The organism is Streptomyces sp. NPDC058221, from assembly GCF_042882365.1.
Taxonomy (GTDB): domain Bacteria; phylum Actinomycetota; class Actinomycetes; order Streptomycetales; family Streptomycetaceae; genus Streptomyces.
This window is the reverse complement of the sequence record NZ_JBHVWF010000004.1, coordinates 77,713-97,052: the sequence shown is the minus strand read 5'-3', so window position 1 is coordinate 97,052 and position 19,340 is coordinate 77,713. Positions and strand designations below refer to the sequence as shown.

Genomic DNA, 19,340 nt, shown 5'->3' with positions numbered 1-19,340 from the left:
CGCCCCGAACACGCCGGTGCCCGCACCCCCGAGGGGTGCGGGCACCGGCGTGTTCTCCGTCCGCTCAGTGCGTGAGCACGGGCTCGTCGACGGGTTCCGCGGTGGAGTCGTCGGCCACCTCGCCGCCGCCCTCCACATGCTGCTTCGGCCGGGCCGGCAGCGCGAACATCAGCAGGAAGATGACCGCGAGTACACCGGCCACCCACCACAGCGAGTGCTCGAAGGCGTCGGCGAACGCCGGACCGATCTGCGGCGGCGTCAGCTTGTCACCGATCATCCCGAAGAAGATGACCGAGACGAGCGCGAGCCCCAGCGCGTTGCCCATCTGCTGCACGGTGTTGAACAGCCCCGAGGCGGAGCCGGAGTGCTCCTTCGGGACCTCGGACAGCACCGCGTCGGCCAGCGGGGCCACGATCAGGCCCATACCGACGCCCATGACCAGCAGCGGCAGCGCCATCTGCCAGGACGTGATCCCCATGCCGTAGCGGTCGGACTCCCAGATGTAGAGCAGCAGACCGGCGATCATGAGCAGCGCTCCCGCCTGGAGCACCTTGCGGCCGAAGCGCGGCACCAGCTTCTGCACGGAGATCCCGGCGGCGAACGAGACGGCGACCGAGAACGGGATGCCGGTCGTGCCGGCCCGCAGCGCGCTCCAGCCGAGCCCCTGCTGCATGTACAGCGTCCAGACCAGGAAGAAGATGCCGAGGCCGACGCCGAAGGTCAGCTGCACCGCGATGCCCGCGGCGAAGCTCTTGACCCGGAACAGCGACAGCTCGACCAGCGGCGATCCGTCCCGGCTCGCCTTCGACCGCTCGAAGAGCACGAGGACCACGAACACCACGACGCTGCCGGCCATCGAGAGGTAGCCCCAGAGCGGCCAGCCCAGCTCCTCGCCACGGGTCAGCGGGTAGATCAGCATGAGCATCCCCGCCGTCACCAGCGCCACACCGATCAGGTCCAGGCGCAGCGCCTTCGGCGCCTTGGACTCGGTGATGAACCTGCTCCCCAGGATCAGGCCGGCGATGCCGACCGGCAGGTTGATCAGGAAGATCGGACGCCATTCGAGACCGGCGATGTTCCACTCGGTGAGCAGCGCGCCCAGCAGCGGACCGGAGACCGCGCCGAGGCCGACGATCGCGCCGAACAGGCCGAAGACCTTGCCGCGCTCGTGTGCCGGGAAGGTGGCGTGCACGATCGACAGCACCTGCGGAACCATCAGCGCGGCGGTGCCGCCCTGGAGGATGCGGGAGGCGACCAGCATCTCCGGGTTGGCCGCGAAGCCGCAGAGGGCGGAGGCGACGGTGAAGCCGCCGATCCCGATGAGGAACAGCCGCTTGCGGCCGTAGATGTCGCCGAGCCGGCCACCCGTGATCAGCCCGGCTGCGAACGCCAGGGCGTACCCGGCGGTGATCCACTGGATCGAGCTGAAGGTGGCGCCGGTGTCCCGCTGGATGCTCGGGATGGCGATGTTGACGATCGTGACGTCGACCAGGTCCATGAAGGCCGCGGTCATCACGATGGCCAGCGCGAACCACCTGCGGCGGTCCGAGGAGTCCGAGGACGGCGCGAGGGCGGCCACCCCGGACGGTTGGGGTGCGGAAGAAGTCATATGAAGAAGTTAAAGGCCCATTAGGTCAAGTCATGACCCAATGGGCGGGCATCCTGGGTGACATGACCGACACCCCGGCACGACTGCTGAATCTGCTGTCACTGCTCCAGACGCCGCGCGAGTGGCCGGGCAGTGAACTCGCCGACCGACTCGAGGTCAGCCCGCGCACCATCCGCAGGGACATCGACCGCCTCCGCGATCTGGGGTACCCGGTCGAGGCGTCGCGCGGCGCGGTGGGCGGCTACCGGCTGGTGGCAGGCACGGCCATGCCGCCGCTGCTGCTGGACGACGAGGAGGCGGTGGCCATCGCGGTGGGGCTGCGGGCGGGTGCCGGCCACGCCATCGAGGGTGTCGACGAGGCCTCCGTCCGGGCGCTGGCCAAGCTGGAGCAGGTGCTGCCGTCGCGGCTGCGCCACCGGGTCTCGGTCCTGCAGAACGCGACGGTGCCGCTGACCCGCGGGGACGGCGCGACGATCGACCCGCAGACGCTGACGGTCATGGCGGCGGCGGTCACCGGGCGGGAGCGGCTGCGCTTCGCCTACCGCGCGGGTGACGGCGCCGAGACGCGGCGGCAGGCCGAGCCGTACCGCCTGGTCAGCACCGGGTGGCGCTGGTACCTGGTCGCGTACGACCTGGAGCGGGAGGACTGGCGCACCTTCCGGGTCGACCGGGTGAGCGATCCGTATCCGACCGGGGCCCGCTTCGTACCCCGTGCGCTGCCCACGGGTGACGCCGCGGAGTTCCTGAGCCGCTCCATGTCACGCATCAAGCCGGAGCTGGCGGTCGAGGTGAGCTTCGCGGCCCCGGCTGAATTCGTCGCCGCGCGGCTGCCCGCCTCGATCGGCCCGCTGGAGCCGACCGGCGAGCACAGCTGCCTGCTGCGCACGGTGCTGTCGGACTCGCTGGAGTGGGTGGCGCTGCGGCTGGCGCTGGTGGACTGCGAATTCACCGCGCACCGGCCGCCTCAGCTGGTGACGTACCTGAACGATCTGGGCAGCAGGCTTACCCGCGCCGCAGTGTCCTCAGGGGCTCCGGAACAGGGCTGAGCAAGTGTCCTCGGGAGCCCTGGGACAAGGCTGAGCAGCGGCCTGGGAAAAAGGATGAGCCCCGGCGCCAGGGGGGGGTGGGCGCCGGGACTCAGCTCAGGGGGCCCGTGCGAAGCGGCCTAATTCGGAGGTTACTGGACTCGGGCTCAGGCTGCAGCGTCAAAACCCGTGTCGTGAGCCATTCGCTTCAGTTCGAGCAGTGCGTGCTTCTCGATCTGGCGGATTCGCTCCCGGGTCAGCCCGTGCTGCTTGCCCACTTCGGTCAGGGTCCGCTCACGGCCGTCCTCGATGCCGTACCGCATCCGGATGATGGAGGCGGTGCGGTGATCGAGCTTGCCGATCAGCTCCTCCAGCTCCTCACTGCGCAGCAGCGTCATCACGGACTGCTCGGGGGACACCGCCGAGGTGTCCTCCAGGAGGTCACCGAACTGTGTGTCGCCGTCGTCGTCGACCGACATGTTCAGCGAGACCGGGTCACGGGCCCAGTCCAGCACGTCACCGACGCGCGACGTCGTCGAATCCAGCTCGGCGGCGATCTCCGCGTGCTCCGGGTCGCGCCCGTGCTCGCGGTTGAACTCGCGCTGCACCCGGCGGATCCGGCCGAGCTCCTCCACCAGGTGGACGGGGAGCCGGATCGTGCGCGACTGGTCGGCTATGGAACGGGTGATGGCCTGCCGGATCCACCACGTCGCATACGTGGAGAACTTGAAGCCCTTGGCGTAGTCGAACTTCTCGACCGCGCGCACCAGGCCCGCGTTGCCCTCCTGGATCAGATCGAGCAGGGGCAGCCCGGCCCGCGGATAGCGACGGGCGACGGCGACCACGAGTCGCAGGTTGGATCGGATGAATACGTCCTTGGCGCGCTCGCCGTCGGCGGCCAGCGCCTCCAGCTCCTCGCGCGAGGCACCGCCGGCGTCGCTCTCCACCACGCCGTCGAGGACCCGCTGCGCGAAGACGCCCGCTTCGACGGCCTGCGACAGCTCGACCTCCTTGGCGGCATCGAGCAGCGGTGTGCGCGCGATCTCGTCCAGGTACATGCCGACCAGGTCGCGATCGGCGATCTCCCCGCCCACGGCGCGAACACTGCTTGCCCGGTTGGTCCCGCCGGTGGCGGACGTACGTCGGGCGACGGCACGGGTTGCCATGCGTGCTCCTTGCTGAGTAGGTCGCGACACCCTTTCGGGTGCCCAGCTTCCGATGGAAACAACGACTGGAATCCGGACAGAATTCCCATGCCTGGCATTCATTTTCGCGATCATGCAGTACCCTGTCGCGCCACCGAGGGAGGGCGCATGACGGAGTTCAGTACGGATACGCAGGTCAGGCCAGGTACCGAGAGCGATCTGGAAGCCCTCACGGACATCTACAACCATTACGTGCGTGAGACCGCCCTCACATTCGACACGGCTCCCTTCACTCCGGGCCACCGTCTGCCCTGGTTGCGCTCCCATCCTGAAGACGGTCCGCACCGGCTCCTGGTTGCTCAGGATGTCCGTAATGTCAACGGAACTGGCGACGGGCCGGTTCCCCGCATCCTCGGCTACGCCACCAGCAGCGCCTTCCGCCCCAAGCCGGCGTACTCCACCTCCGTCGAGGTGAGCGTGTACTGCGCGCCCGGTGCCGCCGGGCGCGGAATCGGCACCCTCCTCTACACCGCGCTCTTCGAGGCACTCGCCGACGAGGACCTGCACCGGGCGTACGCCGGTATCACCCAGCCGAACGAGGCCTCGGTCCGGCTGCACGACCGCTTCGGCTTCCGGCATCTCGGCACGTACGCGGAGGTCGGCCGGAAGTTCGGCCGGTACTGGGATGTCGCCTGGTACGAGAAGCGGCTGTAACCACGGACCCGGCCCAGGCCCGCAGCCTCCTAGGACCACAGCCGGAGTCTCCCTAGGACCGGAGCCGGGGCCTTCCCTAGGACCACCGCCGGGACCCTCCCTAGGACCACAGCCCGTTACGGAGCGCCGGTGCGGTCCCTAGCGTGATTCCGCATGGACGACACGACGCGCAACTCACCCGACACCTCCGGCACCCTCGACGAGGCCCTCGACCGGCTGCACTCCTTCGGCCCCGAACGGGACGGCTGGCTCAGCAATCACGCCCCGATGGCGGTCGAGGCGCTGGTGCACCATGGCCAGGCGCCCGGTGTGCACCGGTGGCTCGACCACTACCGGGCCAAGCTGGAGGACATGCCGGACCGGTTCACCGAGGTGACCCCGGCCAACTGGCGCGAGGCCCTGGGCGACCCGCGCCGCATCGCCGACTGGACGGCGTACTTCGAGCGGGAGACGGCCGTCCGGCCGTGGCGCGAGGTCCTCGCCGAGTGGTGGCCCCGGCTGCTCCCCGGCATCGCGGCCGGCGCCACGCACCCGGTGATCCGGGTCGGCCACTGCGTACGCACCCTGCTGACCGCCGGGGAGAGCGAGCCCCGCGTCGCCGAGCTGGCCCACGGCCTCGGCTACTGGGCGGCCCGCCACCAGCCGCTGCCGCCGCTGGCCTCGCTCGCCCCCGCGACGGGCGCCGCGGCGGCTCTGGACGCGGTGGACCGGGTGCCGGACCAGAGCGGCGGCGTCCGGGACCGGCTGGGCCAGCTCACCGCCTTCCCGCTGTGGCCGCAGCATCCGGTGACGGATCCCGACCTCGCACGCGCCCGGCTGGAGGAGCTGGTGCGCGCCGCGACCCACCGCTACGCGGCGTACGCGCACGGCTCGCCGATCATGCTGGTGCACGCCGCGACCGCGCCCAACGCCGTGCTGCGCACGCTTCCGGCGCTGCCCCGGGAGCTGTGGGCGCCGAGCCTGGGCGCCGCGTGGACGGCCAGTGCCGCGGTCACCGCCGCGTACGCCCCGGCGCAGCCCGCCGACTTTCCGGACGTGCCCGACGGGCTGCCCCCCGAGGAGATCTTCGCGAGGGCGGCCGCGCACGGTGACGACCACACCATCAAGTTCACCGACACGGCACTGGACGTCGGCGACACGACCGCGCTGGCCGCCGCGCTCCGCTCGATCGAGCTGAACCCGCCGGCTCTCTGAGCCCAGCGGGCAGCCGAAGAGGCGCCCGCCTGGGGGGTGTCTCGCCGATCGGGGTCGGCGGGACAGCCCTTAGCCGTACTGGAGCGAGCGCTTGGCCAGCCCCATCCAGAATCCGTCGATCACGCTGCGCCCCTGGCCGAGCTCCTGCTCCGCGGCTCCCAGCGTGACGAAGAGCGGGGCGAAGTGCTCGGTGCGCGGGTGGGCGAGCCGGCCTGCCGGGGACTTGTGCTCGAAGTCCAGCAGCGCGTCGATGTCCTGCGCCTGGAGCGCGCGGCTCCCCCAGTCGTCGAACTCCGTCGACCAGCCGGGGGTGCCGCCGCCCGGATGCCGCAGAGCGGCCAGGTTGTGGGTGAAGAAGCCGCTGCCGACGATCAGGACGCCCTCGTCGCGCAGCGGCGCCAGCTTGCGTCCGATGTCCATCAGCTTCTGTGGATCCAGCGTCGGCATGGAGACCTGCAGCACCGGAACGTCGGCCTCCGGGAACATCTCCACCAGCGGGACGTACGCGCCGTGGTCGAGCCCGCGGTCCGGGATGTCCTGGACCGGCGTACCGGCGCCGCGCAGCAGCTTGCGGACGCGCTCGGCCAGTCGCGGGGCTCCCGGGGCGGCGTACCGCACCTGGTAGTAGTGCTCGGGGAAGCCCCAGAAGTCGTAGACCAACGGGATCGTTTCGGTCGCGCCGAGGGCCAGCGGGGCTTCCTCCCAGTGAGCGGAAACCATGAGGACGGCGGTGGGGCGCGGCAGCCCGGCCGACCAGGCCGCCAGTTCGCCCGGCCAGACCGGGTCGTCCGCCAGTGGCGGGGCACCGTGGGAGAGATAGAGGGCGGGCATGCGCTCCGCGGTGACTGTCATGACACTCCCCATCCACTGCTGCTCAAGGTAAGTCTTCTACTGGGGTCTTCGAAAGGAACACTGCTTTAACCTTCAAGTTCCCATGTTCGGAGACCTTAGCTCTATCTAGTTCAACTTTCAAGAAAAGGTCGTACAGTGGAGTACATGACCACGGCATCCACCGGTGCGCCGCCGCGCTGGCTCACCGACGAAGAACAGTGCGTGTGGCGCGCGTACCTGCACGCCACCACGCTCCTGGAGGACCATCTCGACCGCCAGCTGCAGCGCGATGCCGGGATGCCGCACATCTATTACGGACTGCTCGTCCAGCTCTCCCAGGCGCCCCGCCGACAGAAGCGGATGACCGAGCTGGCCAAGGACGCCAAGATCACCCGTTCCCGGCTCTCGCATGCCGTCGCCCGGCTGGAGAAGAACGGCTGGGTGCGCCGCGAGGACTGTCCGTCCGACAAGCGCGGCCAGAACGCGGTCCTCACCGAGGACGGCCACGAGATGCTCCGCCGCTCGGCGCCGGGCCACGTCAGCGCCGTGCGCCAGGCCATGTTCGACCGGCTCACCCCCGAGCAGGTGCGTTCGCTCGGCGAGATCATGCAGGTCCTGGCCGGCGGGCTGCAGCCGGAGGGCGCGGACGCGGACCTCCCCTGGCTCCGCTGAACCGCCGCACACCCCGCAGACCCCACGCACCCCCGCGCCGCACGCGCCTCTGCCCCGGTTCCGTCGAACGGAACCGGGGCAGAGTGCGCTTCACGTCATGTCACGGGACGTCGTCCCCGGTGGCTCAGTGAGCGACGACCGGGATCTTGACCTCGTCCTCGACACCGTCGACGGAACCGGAGCCGGAGCCGCCGGACGTCGTGGTCGTCGAGGGACGGCCGGCGTTGACGAAGGTCGCCGCGATCGCGGAGGCCAGCACCAGGATGCCGACGGCCCACCAGATGGCGCCGGTGAAGCCGTGCACCATCGACTGCAGCTTCAGCTGCTCCGGATCGGTGGCGCCGAGCGCGGCGTGCGAGGTGGCGTACGCCGTGGCGGCGGAGGCGGCGATGGTGTTGAGCAGCGCCGTGCCGATGGCACCGCCGACCTGCTGCGAGGTGTTGATCATCGCGGAGGCGACACCCGCGTCACGCGGCTCGATACCGTGCGTGGCCAGCGACATGGCGGGCATGAACGCCGTACCCATGCCGAGACCCATCAGGAGCTGCCCCGGCAGGATGACCGCCGCGTAGGACGAGTCGACCTGCAGCTGCGTGAGGATCAGCATGCCGACGGCGGCGGTCAGGAAGCCGGGGCCCATCAGCATCCGGGCCGGGACCCGGGTCATCAGCCGGGCGCCGATCTGCGTCGAACCGGTGATCATTCCCGCGATCATCGGGAGGAAGGCGAAGCCCGTCTTGATCGGCGAGAAGCCCTGGACGACCTGCAGGTAGTACGTGAGGAAGAGGAACAGGCCGAACATCGCGATGACGCCGAGGCCCAGCGAGAGGTAGACGCCGCCGCGGTTGCGGTCCATCAGGACGCGCAGCGGGAGCAGCGGCGACTTGACCTTGGACTCGGTCAGGACGAAGGCCAGCAGCAGCGCGGCCGAGGCGACGAACGTACCGATGGTCAGCGCGTCCGACCAGCCACTGGACTCGGCGCGGGTGAATCCGTACACCAGCGAGACCAGACCCAGCGCGGACAGGACGACGCCCGGGATGTCGAGCGCGGAGCGGTTACGGCCGCCGGCCGGCTCGCGGATCACGAAGTACGCACCGGCGGCGGCGACGATCGCGAAGGGGATGTTGACGAAGAACGTCCAGCGCCAGTTCAGCGTCTGGGTGAGGAATCCGCCGAGGATCAGGCCGACGGCGCCACCGCCACCGGCGATCGCACCGTAGATGCCGAACGCCTTGGCGCGCTCCTTGGCATCGGTGAACATCACCGCGAGCAGCGAGAGAGCCGCGGGGGCGAGCAGGGCGCCGAAGACACCCTGGAGGGCGCGCGAGCCGAAGAGCATGCCCTGGTTCTGGGCCGCTCCTCCGAGCGCGGAGGCCAGCGCGAAGCCGATCAGACCGACCACGAAGGTGCGCTTACGGCCCCAGAGGTCGGCGATCCGGCCTCCGAAGAGCAGCAGTCCGCCGAAGGCGAGGGCGTAGGCCGTGATGACCCACTGCTTGTTGGCATCCGTGATGCCGAGGTCCGTCTGGGCGTGCGGGAGCGCGATGTTCACGATCGTGGCGTCGAGCACCACCATCAACTGAGCGAGCGCGATGAACGCCAGCGCTTTCCAGCGACTTGGATCCGGGAGTCGGATATCAGCTGTTTTTGACATGGGAGTAGCCACCTAAGGGCGCGCTCGGGCGCGCGAAGTCGTGAACCGTGCATGCGGGCCGTGGCCGTGATGACGGCGAAGGCTCGTGAAGGCGTGGGTCGGGCGTGGGTCGGTAAGAAAGGAATGGTCGAGGCGTGGCGGACGCGCGGCCGTCTCAGATGCCCGGCGCGGTGGTCAGGTCCGGCGCCGCAGATCCTCCAAGGTCGCCGCCGTTCCTGGGAGCACGGACCGGGCCGGAGCCTCCAGTCCGTCCAGGAACAACTGGATGTGGCGGTGGGTGAACCGGTCGATGTTCGGGCAGGCGATGCCGGGCAGCGGCCGGGTGAGCTGGGAGAGGACGACCAGTACGTCACCGACGGCGATGTCGGTACGCAGGCGCCCCGCGGACATGGCACGCCCGACGAGTCCTTCGACGGCCTCTTCGAGGCGCCGCAGCTCGGCGAGCAGTTCGGAATGGTCCTTGTCGAAGCCGCCGGACAGCATCGGGCAGAGCGCACCGATCCGTTCGTCGGCCGCCGCGTGCACGAAGCGGCTGAGCGCGGCGAAGGGGTCTCCCCCCTCGTTCGCGGCTTCCTCGGCGCGGTCGGTGGTGCGTGAGGTGACCGCGAGGACGACCTCATGGGTCAGCGCGGCCCGGTCGGGGAAGTTCCGGTAGAGCGTGGCGTTGCCGACGCCTGCGCGGCGGGCAACCTCGTCGAGCGGCACATCCGGCCCGAACTCGACGAACATCTCGCGCGCGGCCGTCACGATCCGCTCCCGGTTGCGCAGCGCGTCGGCCCGCGGGCGGGGCGTACGCGGCTGCGCCGTTCCGGCGGCGGTACGGGCGACGGTGTCCACGGCGGCACTCCTTCTCTTCCTGATCCTGCGGACTGTGCTGTCCATAGCTGTTCATACGTGCGTCACTCGGGCGATCTCTCCGCGTAACCGGGGACCGCCTCCCCGTTTCGCAGGGACACGTGTTCAAACGGGGAAACGATCCCCGGTTATTTCCCGACCTAATGTGACCTGAGTCACAACCCATCAAAACGGGCAAATCCCACCCCTTCGGCGCACCCAACGCGCGGCCCCGCACCACCCGACACAGGCTGATCGACAGAGCGCAGCCAGGGTCGGCCGGCTGCCGCGGCCCCGAAGGCGCTTCTATGCACCAGCCCCGCCACCGGATACGCAAACACCGTCACCCGGTCATCCTTGGCGCGGCAACAGCCCTGGTCATCGCAGCACTGGCCTCGGCCAGCAGCACACTCCCGCTCCCCAGCCGGGCCTCCGCCGGACCGGTGTCCAGCACCGGATCGGCCGGGCTCGGACCGTGCCGGATATCCTCGGCCATGGGCGTACAGATGTCGGAGGGCATGCCGACCCAGCCCGGTTACGCCCGCTCCACCGGCCAGATCCACGCGCTCAATCTGATGGTCGACTTCCCGGACGCGCCGGGGACGGAACCGGCGATGGACCGGCTCGCCGAATTCTTCCCGCAGACCACGGACTGGTTCCGCACCAGCTCCTACGGGCGGCTCACCTATGTGCCGGAAGCCCCGGTGAAGTCCTGGCTGCGGATGCCACTGCCGTTCTCGGGCTACGGGATCGAGCGCGGATCACCGTACGAACCGGGATACCGCCACCTCGTCCAGGACATCGTCGCCGCCGCCGATCCGAAGGTGGACTTCAGCGACTACGACCTGGTCAACATCCTCGTCAGCCCGAACGCCGGTCCCTCCGCCCTGGACACCGTGCTGTCCGTGACCTTCTCCGGCAACGAGGACGCCCCGTACGCGGACGGCGTGCCGCTCTCCAACACGTCCTTCGTCTACAGCCGCCAGGACGACGGCTCGGGCTCGTACACCCAGACGGGATACCGCGTGCTGCCGCACGAGAACGGCCATGTCTTCGGCCTGCCCGACCTCTACACGATGGAGGGCGGCGGCTCGGTCGGGCACTGGGACATCATGTCCGAGGACTGGGGCGCCAATAACGACCTGCTGGGCTGGCACAAGTGGAAGCTCGGCTGGCTCGACAACAGCCAGATCAGCTGCGCCTCCCGGCCCGGCACCAGCGACCATGTCCTGGAACCGCTGTCCACCCGCGGCGGCACGAAGCTGGCGTTCGTCCCGCTGACCGCGGAGTCCGGCTACGCGGTCGAGGTGCGGACCCAGTCGGGCAACGACCAGGCGGTCTGCCGGCCCGGCGTACTGATCTACAAGGTGAGCTCGGACGTCGACACCGGCCAGGGGCCCATCTCCGTCGCGGACAGCACCAAGGACAGCAGCGGCTGCACCCGGCTACCCAATGTGCACGCCGAGCTCTCCGACGCCCCGTTCCAGCCCGGCCAGACCTTCACCGACCGGGCCACCGGAATACGCATATCCGTGGTCGACAAGGACGCGAAGGGCGACTACCACGTACGGGTCACCCGCCCCTGACCCCACGCGTACGGGTCACCCGCCCCTGACCCCGCCCTCTCCCCCGGCCGCCCGCACCTGCTTCGCCACCGGCCCGCGCAGCTCCCGCTTGAGGATCTTGCCGGTGGCGTTGCGCGGCAGCGGTTCCCCGGACACCAGCACATGGGCCGGAACCTTGAACGCGGCCAGACTCCGCCCCACATGGGCCCGCAGCTCCTCGGCCGTGGCGGCGGCACCGGGCCGGAGCCGGACGACCGCGGCGACCTCCTCGCCCAGCACGGGGTGCGCCACTCCCAGCACCGCCGCGTCCTCGACGTCCGGGTGGTCGTGCAGCACGGCCTCGACCTCGACGCAGTACACGTTCTCACCGCCGCGGATCACCATGTCCTTGATCCGGTCGACGACGCTGACCCGGCCCTCGTGGACCACGGCCAGATCGCCGGTACGGAACCAGCCGTCCGTGAACGCCCGCGCTGTCGCCGCCTCGTCCCGCCAGTAGCCACGGACGAGCGCCTGGCCACGCAGCCACAGCTCGCCGGTCCCGCCCTCGGACAGCGCCTCCCCTGCCGGGCCGGCGATCCGCACCTCCGTGGTGGGGGTCGGGCGGCCGACGCTGCCCGGGTGGCGCCGGTAGTCGGCGCCGAAGTTCGCCAGGACGCCGCCGCTGGTCTCGGTCAGCCCGTATCCGTTGCGCGGCTCGATCCGCTCGCCGTGGCCGGCCGTCAGCCGGGCGACCAGATCCGGCGGGGCGGCGGCCCCGCCCGTGTTCAGCATCTGGAGGCTCTCAAGACCGTCCCCCTCGTCGGCGGCCGCGGCGAGCAGTTGCAGCGCGGTGGCCGGCACCCCCGCGTAGTGCGTCACCCCGTGCTCGCGGATCAGCCGCAAGGCCTCTCCCGCGTCCCACTTGCGCATCAGGACGATGGTGCCGCCCGCCGACATCGCGGCGTAGAGGCCGGTGAACGCGGCGACATGGAAGAACGGGAACGTCAGCAGCGAGACGGGTGCCGGACCCTGTCCCGGGACGACTCCCCGGGCGAGCGCGGCGGCCGCCGCGTGGAACCGCGGGTTGCGCGCGGCACCCGCCTGGGCGAGATGGGTGGCGACGGCACCCTTGGGCCTGCCGGTGGTGCCGGAGGTGTAGATGATCGTCGCGTCGTCCTCGGGCCGGATCTCGACGTCCGGCGGCGCGGCGAACGGATCGGGCGCGGGCAGGTCCTCGTACCACTCGACCGCATCCGACGGATCCGCCCCGCGGCTCCCGCGTTCCCCGTCGCGGAAGACGATCACACGGGCCCCGGAGCCGCGCGCCCAGGCCGCGACCCGCGGCAGCCGCTCCCCGTCGACCAGCAGCACCCGCGGCCCGGAGTCGTCGAGCGCGTACGTGAACTCGTCCTCGGTCCACCACGCGTTCAGCGGGACGGCGACCAGACCGGCCAGCTGGGCGGCCCAGAACGCGATCTGCCACTCCGGGTGGTTGCGCATCGCCACCACGGCCCGGTCGCCGGGCCGGAGCCCGTACGTCTCGCTCAGCCGGCACGCCAGGGCGGACGCCGCAGCGAAGAACTCGCCGTACGAAAAAGTACGTTCCCCAGCGATCAGGAACGGCTGGTCCCCGAACGCCCAGGTGGTCTCCACGAATTCACGGAGCGTCCTGGGCCCGTCCGCGTACACGAGCGAGCCCGCCGACGGGCCGTCCTCGGAACGCACGACGGCGAACGGGGCCCCGGGCCCGGTCAGCGCGGCCTCCACCCGGGCAGCGGTCCCGTCGGCGGACGCACCGGCGGGCTCGGGAGCGGATGTGGCTGGGGTCGGGTCGGTGTGCGGCACGAACGACCTTTCTAAGCGCTTGCTCAGGGGCCTTCGCGACGCTATGCCCGCACCTACCCCCCGTCAAGAGAGCGAACCACCGCCCTGAACACCCTCCACTTCGCGTCGGCAATAGCGGAAACAAAATCGTTGACAATCCTGTTGCCCTAAGTTTAGGTTCGACAGGCACTCACTCAGGGAGGGCATTGATGCCGAAGGAAGCCCGTCCAGGCACCGGGGAGCAGGCCAAGCAGCACGCACTCACGCAGCTGCGGCAGGCGATTCTGCAAGGCGAGATGGCACCGGCCCAGCGGCTGGTGGAGGACGAACTCGCCGAGCAGTTCGGTGTGACGCGGGCCAGCATCCGCGCAGCACTTCTTGAACTGGCATCCGAAGGACTGGTCGAGCGGATCCGTAACCGCGGATCACGCGTGCGGGTGGTGACCAAGGAGGAGGCGGTCGCCATCACCGAGTGCCGGATGGTCCTCGAAGGGCTGTGTGCCGCCAAGGTGGCGGCCGGAGCCACCGAGGAGCAGCTGGACCGGCTGACGGAGACGGGCGCGGCGATGTCCAAGGCCGTCGCCGACGGCGAACCGATGACCTACTCCGAGCTCAATCACCAACTGCACGCCCTGATCCGGGAGTTCTCCGGCCAGCAGACGGCCCTCGGACTCCTGGAACGACTCAATGCCCAACTGGTGCGCCACCAGTTCCAGTTGGCGCTCAGGCCTGGGCGTCCGCAGAAGTCCCTGAGTGAGCATCTGGCCGTGATCGACGCGATCAGGGCCAGGGACCCGCAGGCGGCCGAAGCAGCCGTCCGCGCCCACCTCGGCAGCGTGATCGACGCCCTGCGCGGCGACTGACGCGGCTCGGGGCGGGAGCACACCTGTCACCGAGGAGATTTCGCTATGACGTACGGCAACGCGCCCGCCACCCCACGATCGACGCTGGTGATCACCGCGCACGCCGGGGACTTCGTGTGGCGGGCCGGCGGAGCCATCGCCCTCGCCGCCTCCCGCGGGGAGAAGGTCACCATCGCGTGCCTGACGTTCGGCGAGCGGGGCGAGTCCGCCAAGGCGTGGCGCGAGGGCAAGCAGCTGGACGAGATCAAGGCGCTGCGCCGCGAGGAGGCCGAGCGCGCGGCGGCGGCGCTCGGCGCCGGGATCGTCTTCTTCGACGCCGGTGACTACCCGCTGTCCGTCACGCCGGAACTCACCGACCGGCTGGTGGCCGTCTACCGCGAGGCCCAGCCGGACGTGGTGCTGACCCACCCGCTCACCGACCCGTACAACGGCGACCACCCGGCTGCCGCCCGCATGGCGCTGGACGCCCGGGTGCTGGCCCAGGCGATCGGCTACCCGGCCGAGGGCGAGATCATCGGAGCCCCTCCGGTGTTCTTCTTCGAGCCGCACCAGCCGGAGATGTGCGGGTTCGCACCGGAAGTGCTCCTGGACATCACCGAGGTCTGGGAGACCAAGCGCAAGGCCATGGAGTGCCTGGCGGCCCAGCAGCACCTGTGGGAGTACTACACGGACCTGGGCAAGCGGCGCGGTGTCCAGCTCAAGCGCAACGCCGGCCCCAACCTCGGCCTGGCGCACTCCACTTACGCCGAGGCGTACATGCGCCCCTACCCGCAGGTGACGGGGGAACTGGCATGAGCGGCGTCATCGTCACCGGCCCCCCCAAGGCACCCTCCGAGCACGTGACGGCCCTGGCCGGCTACGGCGTGGCCACCGTGCACGAGGCACTCGGCCGCACCGGTCTGCTCGGCCACCGGCTGCGCCCGGTCCAGCAGGACGTACGTGTGGCGGGCACCGCCGTCACGGTCCTCAGCTGGCCGGGCGACAACCTCATGATCCACGCGGCGGTCGAGCAGTGCGGCGAGGGCGACATCCTCGTGGTCACCACCACCTCGCCGTCCACCGACGGCATGTTCGGCGAGCTGTTCGCCACCGCGCTGCTCCACCGGGGCGTGCGCGGGCTGGTCACCGACGCCGGTGTGCGCGACACCGCCGAGCTGCGCGCGATGGGCTTCCCCGTGTGGGCGGCCGCGGTGAGCGCGCAGGGCACGGTGAAGGCCACCGGCGGATCGGTGAACGTACCGGTCTCGATCGGCGGCCGGATCGTCCGGGCGGGCGACGTCATCCTCGCCGACGACGACGGCGTGATGTGCGTACCCCGCGAACAGGCCGCAGCCGCAGTCGAGTTGTCCGAGGCCCGGACACTCAAGGAGGAGGCGTCCAGGGCCGCGTTCGCCGAGGGCCAACTGGGCCTGGACCGCTACGGACTGCGCGAGACGCTCGTACGCCTCGGTGTGCACTACCGGCCTCACGAGGAGTACTCCGGCGACGGGCCCGGGGCATGACCGCCCAGGTGCGCTGCATGCTGATGCGAGGCGGCACCTCCAAGGGCGCCTACTTCCTGGCCGACGACCTCCCCACCGGCGAACCGGCCGTGCGAGACGCACTGTTGCTACGGATCATGGGCAGCCCCGACCCGCGCCAGATCGACGGCCTGGGCGGTGCGCATCCGCTGACCAGCAAGGTGGCGGTGGTCGGTGCGTCAGCCGATGCCCGGGCCGACGTCGACTACCTGTTCCTTCAGGTCGGCGTCGCCACCGCCGAGGTGTCGGACCGGCAGAACTGCGGGAACCTGCTCGCGGGGGTCGGCCCCTTCGCCGTCGAACGCGGACTGGTCACGCCCGGCCCGGCGGAGACATCCGTACGGATCCGCATGCTGAACACGGGGGACCTCGCCACGGCGACCTTCCCCACCCCCGGCGGCCGGGTCGCGTACACGGGCGCCGCCGGGATCTCCGGTGTTCCGGGAACGGCCGCCCCGGTGGTGATCGGGTTCCCGCCGGGCGGGGCCGCACTGCTGCCGACGGGGAACGTCCGCGACACGGTCGCCGGTACGCCGGTGACCTGCGTGGACAACGGGATGCCGACCGTGCTGATCGCCGCCCCGGCCCTCGGGCTCACCGGCTACGAGGACCCGGAGTACCTGGAGGCGGACGACACACTGGCCGGGCGTCTCCGCGAGATCCGGCTCGGGGCGGGGAAGCTGATGGGCCTCGGCGACGTCGGCAGCACGACCGTGCCCAAGCTCAGCCTGCTGGCACCGCCCCGGTACGGGGGCGCGGTGACGACCCGTACCTTCATTCCGGTGCGCTGCCACACCTCCATCGGCGTACTGGGCGCCGCGAGCGTCGCCGCCGGGCTGCGGATCGCGGGCGGCGTCGGCGAGGAGGTGGCGGACCTGCCCGCACACGGGGACCGGCTGCGCATCGAGCACCCCACCGGATTCCTGGACATCGAATCCGCCATCGACCCCGGCGCCCCGGGCTCCCCGCCGACGGCCCGCCGCACCGCTGTCGTCCGTACCGCGCGAAAGATATTCGACGGCACGGTCTTCCCCCGCCCGACCTGAACCACCCCCGCCACTGGCCCTGTTGCGCAGGCACCCGCACCACTTGACCTGCTGCACAAGCACAAGCACAGACACCCGCACCCGCACCCGCACCCGCACCCGCACCCGCACCTCAAGGAGTCGCAGATGACCCCGCCCCTCGGCGACATCGCCCATCTCGGTCACGTCGAACTGCTCACCCCGGACCCGGATGCCAGCGTCCGCTTCTTCACCGACTTCCTCGGCCTGACCGAGAACGGCCGCTCCGGCGACTCGGTGTATCTGCGGACCTGGGACGACTACGAGCACCACAGCCTGGTCGTCACCGCCCACCCCACGCCGGGCATACGCCGCACCGCCCTGCGCGCCTCCAGCGAGGAGGCGCTCCGTCGCCGGGTCGAGGCGGTCGAGGCCACCGGCAGCGCGGGGCGCTGGGTGGAGGACGAACCCGGCATCGGCCCGCTGTACGTCACGACCGACCCCGACGGCCACGAAATCGCCCTGTACTGGGAGACCGAGTGGTACGAGGCCCCGGAAGGACTGCGGCCCGGCCTCAAGAACCAGCCGCAGGCCAAACCGGGCCACGGCGTGGGCGTCCGCCGCCTCGACCACGTCAACTTCCTGGGCGCGGACGTGGCGGCCAACGGTGACTTCCACCGGCAGGTACTCGGCGCCCGTCCCACCGAGCAGATCCAGCTCGACAGCGGCAGGATCGCGGCGCAGTGGCTGACCTTCACCAACAAGTCCTACGACGTGGTCTACACCGAGGACTGGACGGGTTCCAGCGGCCGTCTGCACCACATCGCGTTCGCCGCGGACACCCGCGAGGACATCCTGCGCGCCGCGGACCTCGCCCTCGACACCGGCGTGTTCATCGAGACGGGCCCGCACAAGCACGCCATCCAGCAGACGTTCTTCCTGTACGTGTACGAGCCCGGCGGCAACCGCATCGAACTGTGCAACCCGCTCACCCGGCTGGTGCTCGCCCCCGACTGGCCGCTGATCACCTGGACCGAGGCCGAGCGGTCCAAGGGGCAGGCCTGGGGCCTGCGGACCATCGAGTCCTTCCACACCCATGGGACGCCGCCCGTCGCCTGACGCGCCGCACACCCCCGTACGGCCCCGGCGCCGGCCGTGTGCCGACGTCCGGGGCCAAATTGTTCCTGAGATTGTTAACAAAAGCGTTGACACATCTCACCGGTGTTTCTACCGTCAAGGCCACCACTGCGAGCACCCGTCTCGCGCGGCGTCGAGTCGGCGGCCCGAGCCGCGCCGACCGCCCCTCTTCCGCCCAACCTCCAGGGACTCTTCTCCCGGACGAGAGGAAACAACGATGTCCTCCTCGCTCGCCCCGGCCGCTCGCGGCACCCGCGGCAACAGAATGGCCATGCTGGTCATCGCCCTGTGCTGGCTGGTCGTACTCTTCGACGGCCTCGACATGTTCATCTACGGCTCGGTCCTGCCGCACATGCTGGAGCAGCACGCCCTGGGGCTGGAACCGTCGAAGGCCGGCGACCTCGGCAGTTACGCCACCTTCGGCATGCTGGTCGGCGCCCTGTCCTCGGGCACGGTCACGGACCTCATCGGACGCAAGAAGATGATCATCTTCTGTACCGCACTGTTCTCCGTGGCCTCGGCCCTGTGCGCCGCCGCCCCGAGCGTGGCGGTCTTCGGCCTCGGCCGCACCCTGGCCGGCCTCGGACTCGGCGGGCTGCTGCCGACCGCGATCACGATGGTCTCCGACTACGCCCCGCGCGGCCGCGGCGCCTTCATCATCGGCGCACTGATGACCGCCCACCACGTCGGCGGCATCCTCTCCGCCTACGTCGCCCTGTGGATCGTGGAACCCCTGGGCTGGCGTGCGGCCTTCTGGGTCTGCGTGGCGCCGCTGATCATCGCGGTGCCGCTGGTCGCCCGCTTCATGCCGGAGTCGCTGAGCTTCCTGATAGCCAAGGGACGCACCACCGAGGCCCGCGACCTCGCCGGCCGCTACAACGTCGAACTGCCCGCCACGGCCAAGGACCGCCCGGCGGCCACCGAGCGCTGGAGCGCCCTCGCCCAGCTGGTCCGCGGCCGCGAGTGGATCCAGACACTGATGTTCTGGCTGGCCTCATTCGGCGGCCTGCTGCTCGTCTACGGCGTCGCCACCTGGCTCCCCACGATGATGCGCGGCGAGGGCTACGAGCTCGGCTCCTCCCTGAACTTCGTGGTCGTCTTCAACCTCGGCGGCATCGTGGGCATGCTCGTCGCCGGCCGCTGCGCCGACCGCTTCGGCGCCGCCCGGATCTCGGCGATCTGGTTCCTGCTGACGGCCGCCGGTGTCTACCTGCTGAGCGTCCACATGCCGCTCGCGCTGACCTTCACCGTGGTCTTCTTCGCCGGCCTGTTCCTCAACAGCGCCCAGACGATGATCTACGCGACGGTGGCCGGCTACTCCACCTCGGAGAACCGCGCGACGGCGGTGGGCTGGACCTCCGGAATGGGCCGCTTCGGCGCCGTCTTCGGCCCCTGGCTCGGCGGCCAGCTGCTCGCCAACGGCGCGGCGGACTGGGGCTTCACCGCATTCGCCCTGGCCGCCGTGTTCTCCACGGTCTTCATCACCCTGGCCGGCCTGCGCATGTCCCGCCGCACCCCGAAGAACACCACCACCCCCTCACTGGCCACCACGGGCTGACGGGCCCGCTGGGCCTGGCATAGGCCCATGCCGACGCCTGGCGGCAATGGGGGGCGACCTCCGTATCCCCCATCCGCTAGGCTGTCAGCGGTCAGTCGACCTTGAGTGCGCCTGCCTGGAAAAGTGTCCTCCGGACCCTTGCCCCGGCTCCACCACGAGGGGGCCTGACCAGGGCGTTTGTCTCGCTCTGCCGGGTACCGGCAAGG

The 19,340-nt window shown here is 70.5% G+C and carries 17 protein-coding genes; 11 read left to right on the top strand and 6 right to left on the bottom strand.

Going from position 1 to position 19,340, the window contains the following annotated elements; translation table 11 throughout:
- Positions 1 to 64 precede the first annotated feature (64 nt).
- Entirely contained in the window at positions 65 to 1,609 is a 1,545-nt protein-coding gene (locus ACFVW8_RS02890) for an MFS transporter (protein WP_389685773.1), read from the bottom strand.
- A gap of 62 nt (positions 1,610 to 1,671) precedes the next feature.
- On the opposite strand from ACFVW8_RS02890, the gene ACFVW8_RS02885 reads away from it, so the two are divergent.
- Positions 1,672 to 2,655: a helix-turn-helix transcriptional regulator gene (locus ACFVW8_RS02885; protein ID WP_389685772.1), complete on the top strand. Its 984-nt coding sequence runs from the start codon at positions 1,672 to 1,674 to the stop codon at positions 2,653 to 2,655.
- Positions 2,656 to 2,801: 146 nt separating this feature from the next.
- Here the strand turns inward: ACFVW8_RS02885 and ACFVW8_RS02880 are convergent, their stop codons facing one another.
- Positions 2,802 to 3,800 (bottom strand): RNA polymerase sigma factor RpoD/SigA, encoded by a 999-nt coding sequence (locus tag ACFVW8_RS02880; protein WP_389685771.1) that lies wholly within the window; start codon positions 3,798 to 3,800, stop codon positions 2,802 to 2,804.
- Between the two features lie 147 nt (positions 3,801 to 3,947).
- Here ACFVW8_RS02880 and ACFVW8_RS02875 point away from each other — a divergent pair, with 147 nt between their 5' ends.
- Entirely contained in the window at positions 3,948 to 4,493 is a 546-nt protein-coding gene (locus ACFVW8_RS02875; RefSeq protein WP_389685770.1) for a GNAT family N-acetyltransferase, read from the top strand.
- Positions 4,494 to 4,646: 153 nt separating this feature from the next.
- Positions 4,647 to 5,687 carry a questin oxidase family protein gene (locus ACFVW8_RS02870; RefSeq protein ID WP_389685769.1) on the top strand — a complete coding sequence of 347 codons (1,041 nt, stop codon included), beginning with the start codon at positions 4,647 to 4,649 and terminating at the stop codon, positions 5,685 to 5,687.
- 69 nt (positions 5,688 to 5,756) lie between these two features.
- Here ACFVW8_RS02870 and ACFVW8_RS02865 read toward each other — a convergent pair whose 3' ends face one another.
- The gene (locus ACFVW8_RS02865) at positions 5,757 to 6,539 is read right to left on the bottom strand and encodes a dioxygenase (protein ID WP_389685768.1); all 783 of its coding nucleotides are present in this window, start codon (positions 6,537 to 6,539) and stop codon (positions 5,757 to 5,759) included.
- Between the two features lie 135 nt (positions 6,540 to 6,674).
- Here ACFVW8_RS02865 and ACFVW8_RS02860 point away from each other — a divergent pair, with 135 nt between their 5' ends.
- The gene (locus tag ACFVW8_RS02860; RefSeq protein ID WP_389685767.1) at positions 6,675 to 7,190 is read left to right on the top strand and encodes a MarR family winged helix-turn-helix transcriptional regulator; all 516 of its coding nucleotides are present in this window, start codon (positions 6,675 to 6,677) and stop codon (positions 7,188 to 7,190) included.
- Positions 7,191 to 7,314: 124 nt separating this feature from the next.
- Here ACFVW8_RS02860 and ACFVW8_RS02855 read toward each other — a convergent pair whose 3' ends face one another.
- Together ACFVW8_RS02855 and ACFVW8_RS02850 are read right to left on the bottom strand one after the other, a co-directional pair.
- Complete coding sequence (locus tag ACFVW8_RS02855; RefSeq protein ID WP_389685766.1) at positions 7,315 to 8,847, bottom strand: MFS transporter; 1,533 nt, start codon at positions 8,845 to 8,847, stop codon at positions 7,315 to 7,317.
- A 174-nt stretch (positions 8,848 to 9,021) separates the two neighbouring features.
- Positions 9,022 to 9,684, bottom strand: a complete 663-nt coding sequence (locus tag ACFVW8_RS02850; protein ID WP_389685765.1) for a TetR/AcrR family transcriptional regulator — start codon at positions 9,682 to 9,684, stop codon at positions 9,022 to 9,024.
- Between the two features lie 305 nt (positions 9,685 to 9,989).
- Here ACFVW8_RS02850 and ACFVW8_RS02845 point away from each other — a divergent pair, with 305 nt between their 5' ends.
- The gene (locus ACFVW8_RS02845; protein WP_389685764.1) at positions 9,990 to 11,267 is read left to right on the top strand and encodes a M6 family metalloprotease domain-containing protein; all 1,278 of its coding nucleotides are present in this window, start codon (positions 9,990 to 9,992) and stop codon (positions 11,265 to 11,267) included.
- Between the two features lie 15 nt (positions 11,268 to 11,282).
- Here ACFVW8_RS02845 and ACFVW8_RS02840 read toward each other — a convergent pair whose 3' ends face one another.
- Complete coding sequence (locus tag ACFVW8_RS02840) at positions 11,283 to 13,073, bottom strand: class I adenylate-forming enzyme family protein (RefSeq protein ID WP_389685763.1); 1,791 nt, start codon at positions 13,071 to 13,073, stop codon at positions 11,283 to 11,285.
- A gap of 188 nt (positions 13,074 to 13,261) precedes the next feature.
- On the opposite strand from ACFVW8_RS02840, the gene ACFVW8_RS02835 reads away from it, so the two are divergent.
- From ACFVW8_RS02835 to ACFVW8_RS02810, 6 genes are all read left to right on the top strand, one after another.
- Positions 13,262 to 13,915 (top strand): GntR family transcriptional regulator, encoded by a 654-nt coding sequence (locus ACFVW8_RS02835; protein ID WP_389685762.1) that lies wholly within the window; start codon positions 13,262 to 13,264, stop codon positions 13,913 to 13,915.
- Between the two features lie 45 nt (positions 13,916 to 13,960).
- A complete protein-coding gene (locus ACFVW8_RS02830; protein WP_389685761.1) occupies positions 13,961 to 14,710 on the top strand; it encodes a PIG-L deacetylase family protein in 750 nt (249 codons plus the stop codon).
- Entirely contained in the window at positions 14,707 to 15,417 is a 711-nt protein-coding gene (locus tag ACFVW8_RS02825) for a 4-carboxy-4-hydroxy-2-oxoadipate aldolase/oxaloacetate decarboxylase (protein ID WP_389685760.1), read from the top strand. The genes ACFVW8_RS02830 and ACFVW8_RS02825 overlap by 4 nt, the downstream gene beginning before the upstream one ends.
- Positions 15,414 to 16,481, top strand: a complete 1,068-nt coding sequence (locus tag ACFVW8_RS02820; protein ID WP_389685759.1) for a 4-oxalomesaconate tautomerase — start codon at positions 15,414 to 15,416, stop codon at positions 16,479 to 16,481. The genes ACFVW8_RS02825 and ACFVW8_RS02820 overlap by 4 nt, the downstream gene beginning before the upstream one ends.
- Before the next feature lie 126 nt (positions 16,482 to 16,607).
- Positions 16,608 to 17,558 carry a catechol 2,3-dioxygenase gene (locus ACFVW8_RS02815; RefSeq protein WP_389685758.1) on the top strand — a complete coding sequence of 317 codons (951 nt, stop codon included), beginning with the start codon at positions 16,608 to 16,610 and terminating at the stop codon, positions 17,556 to 17,558.
- Positions 17,559 to 17,793: 235 nt separating this feature from the next.
- Positions 17,794 to 19,134: an MFS transporter gene (locus ACFVW8_RS02810; RefSeq protein WP_389685757.1), complete on the top strand. Its 1,341-nt coding sequence runs from the start codon at positions 17,794 to 17,796 to the stop codon at positions 19,132 to 19,134.
- The last annotated feature ends 206 nt before the right edge of the window (positions 19,135 to 19,340 follow it).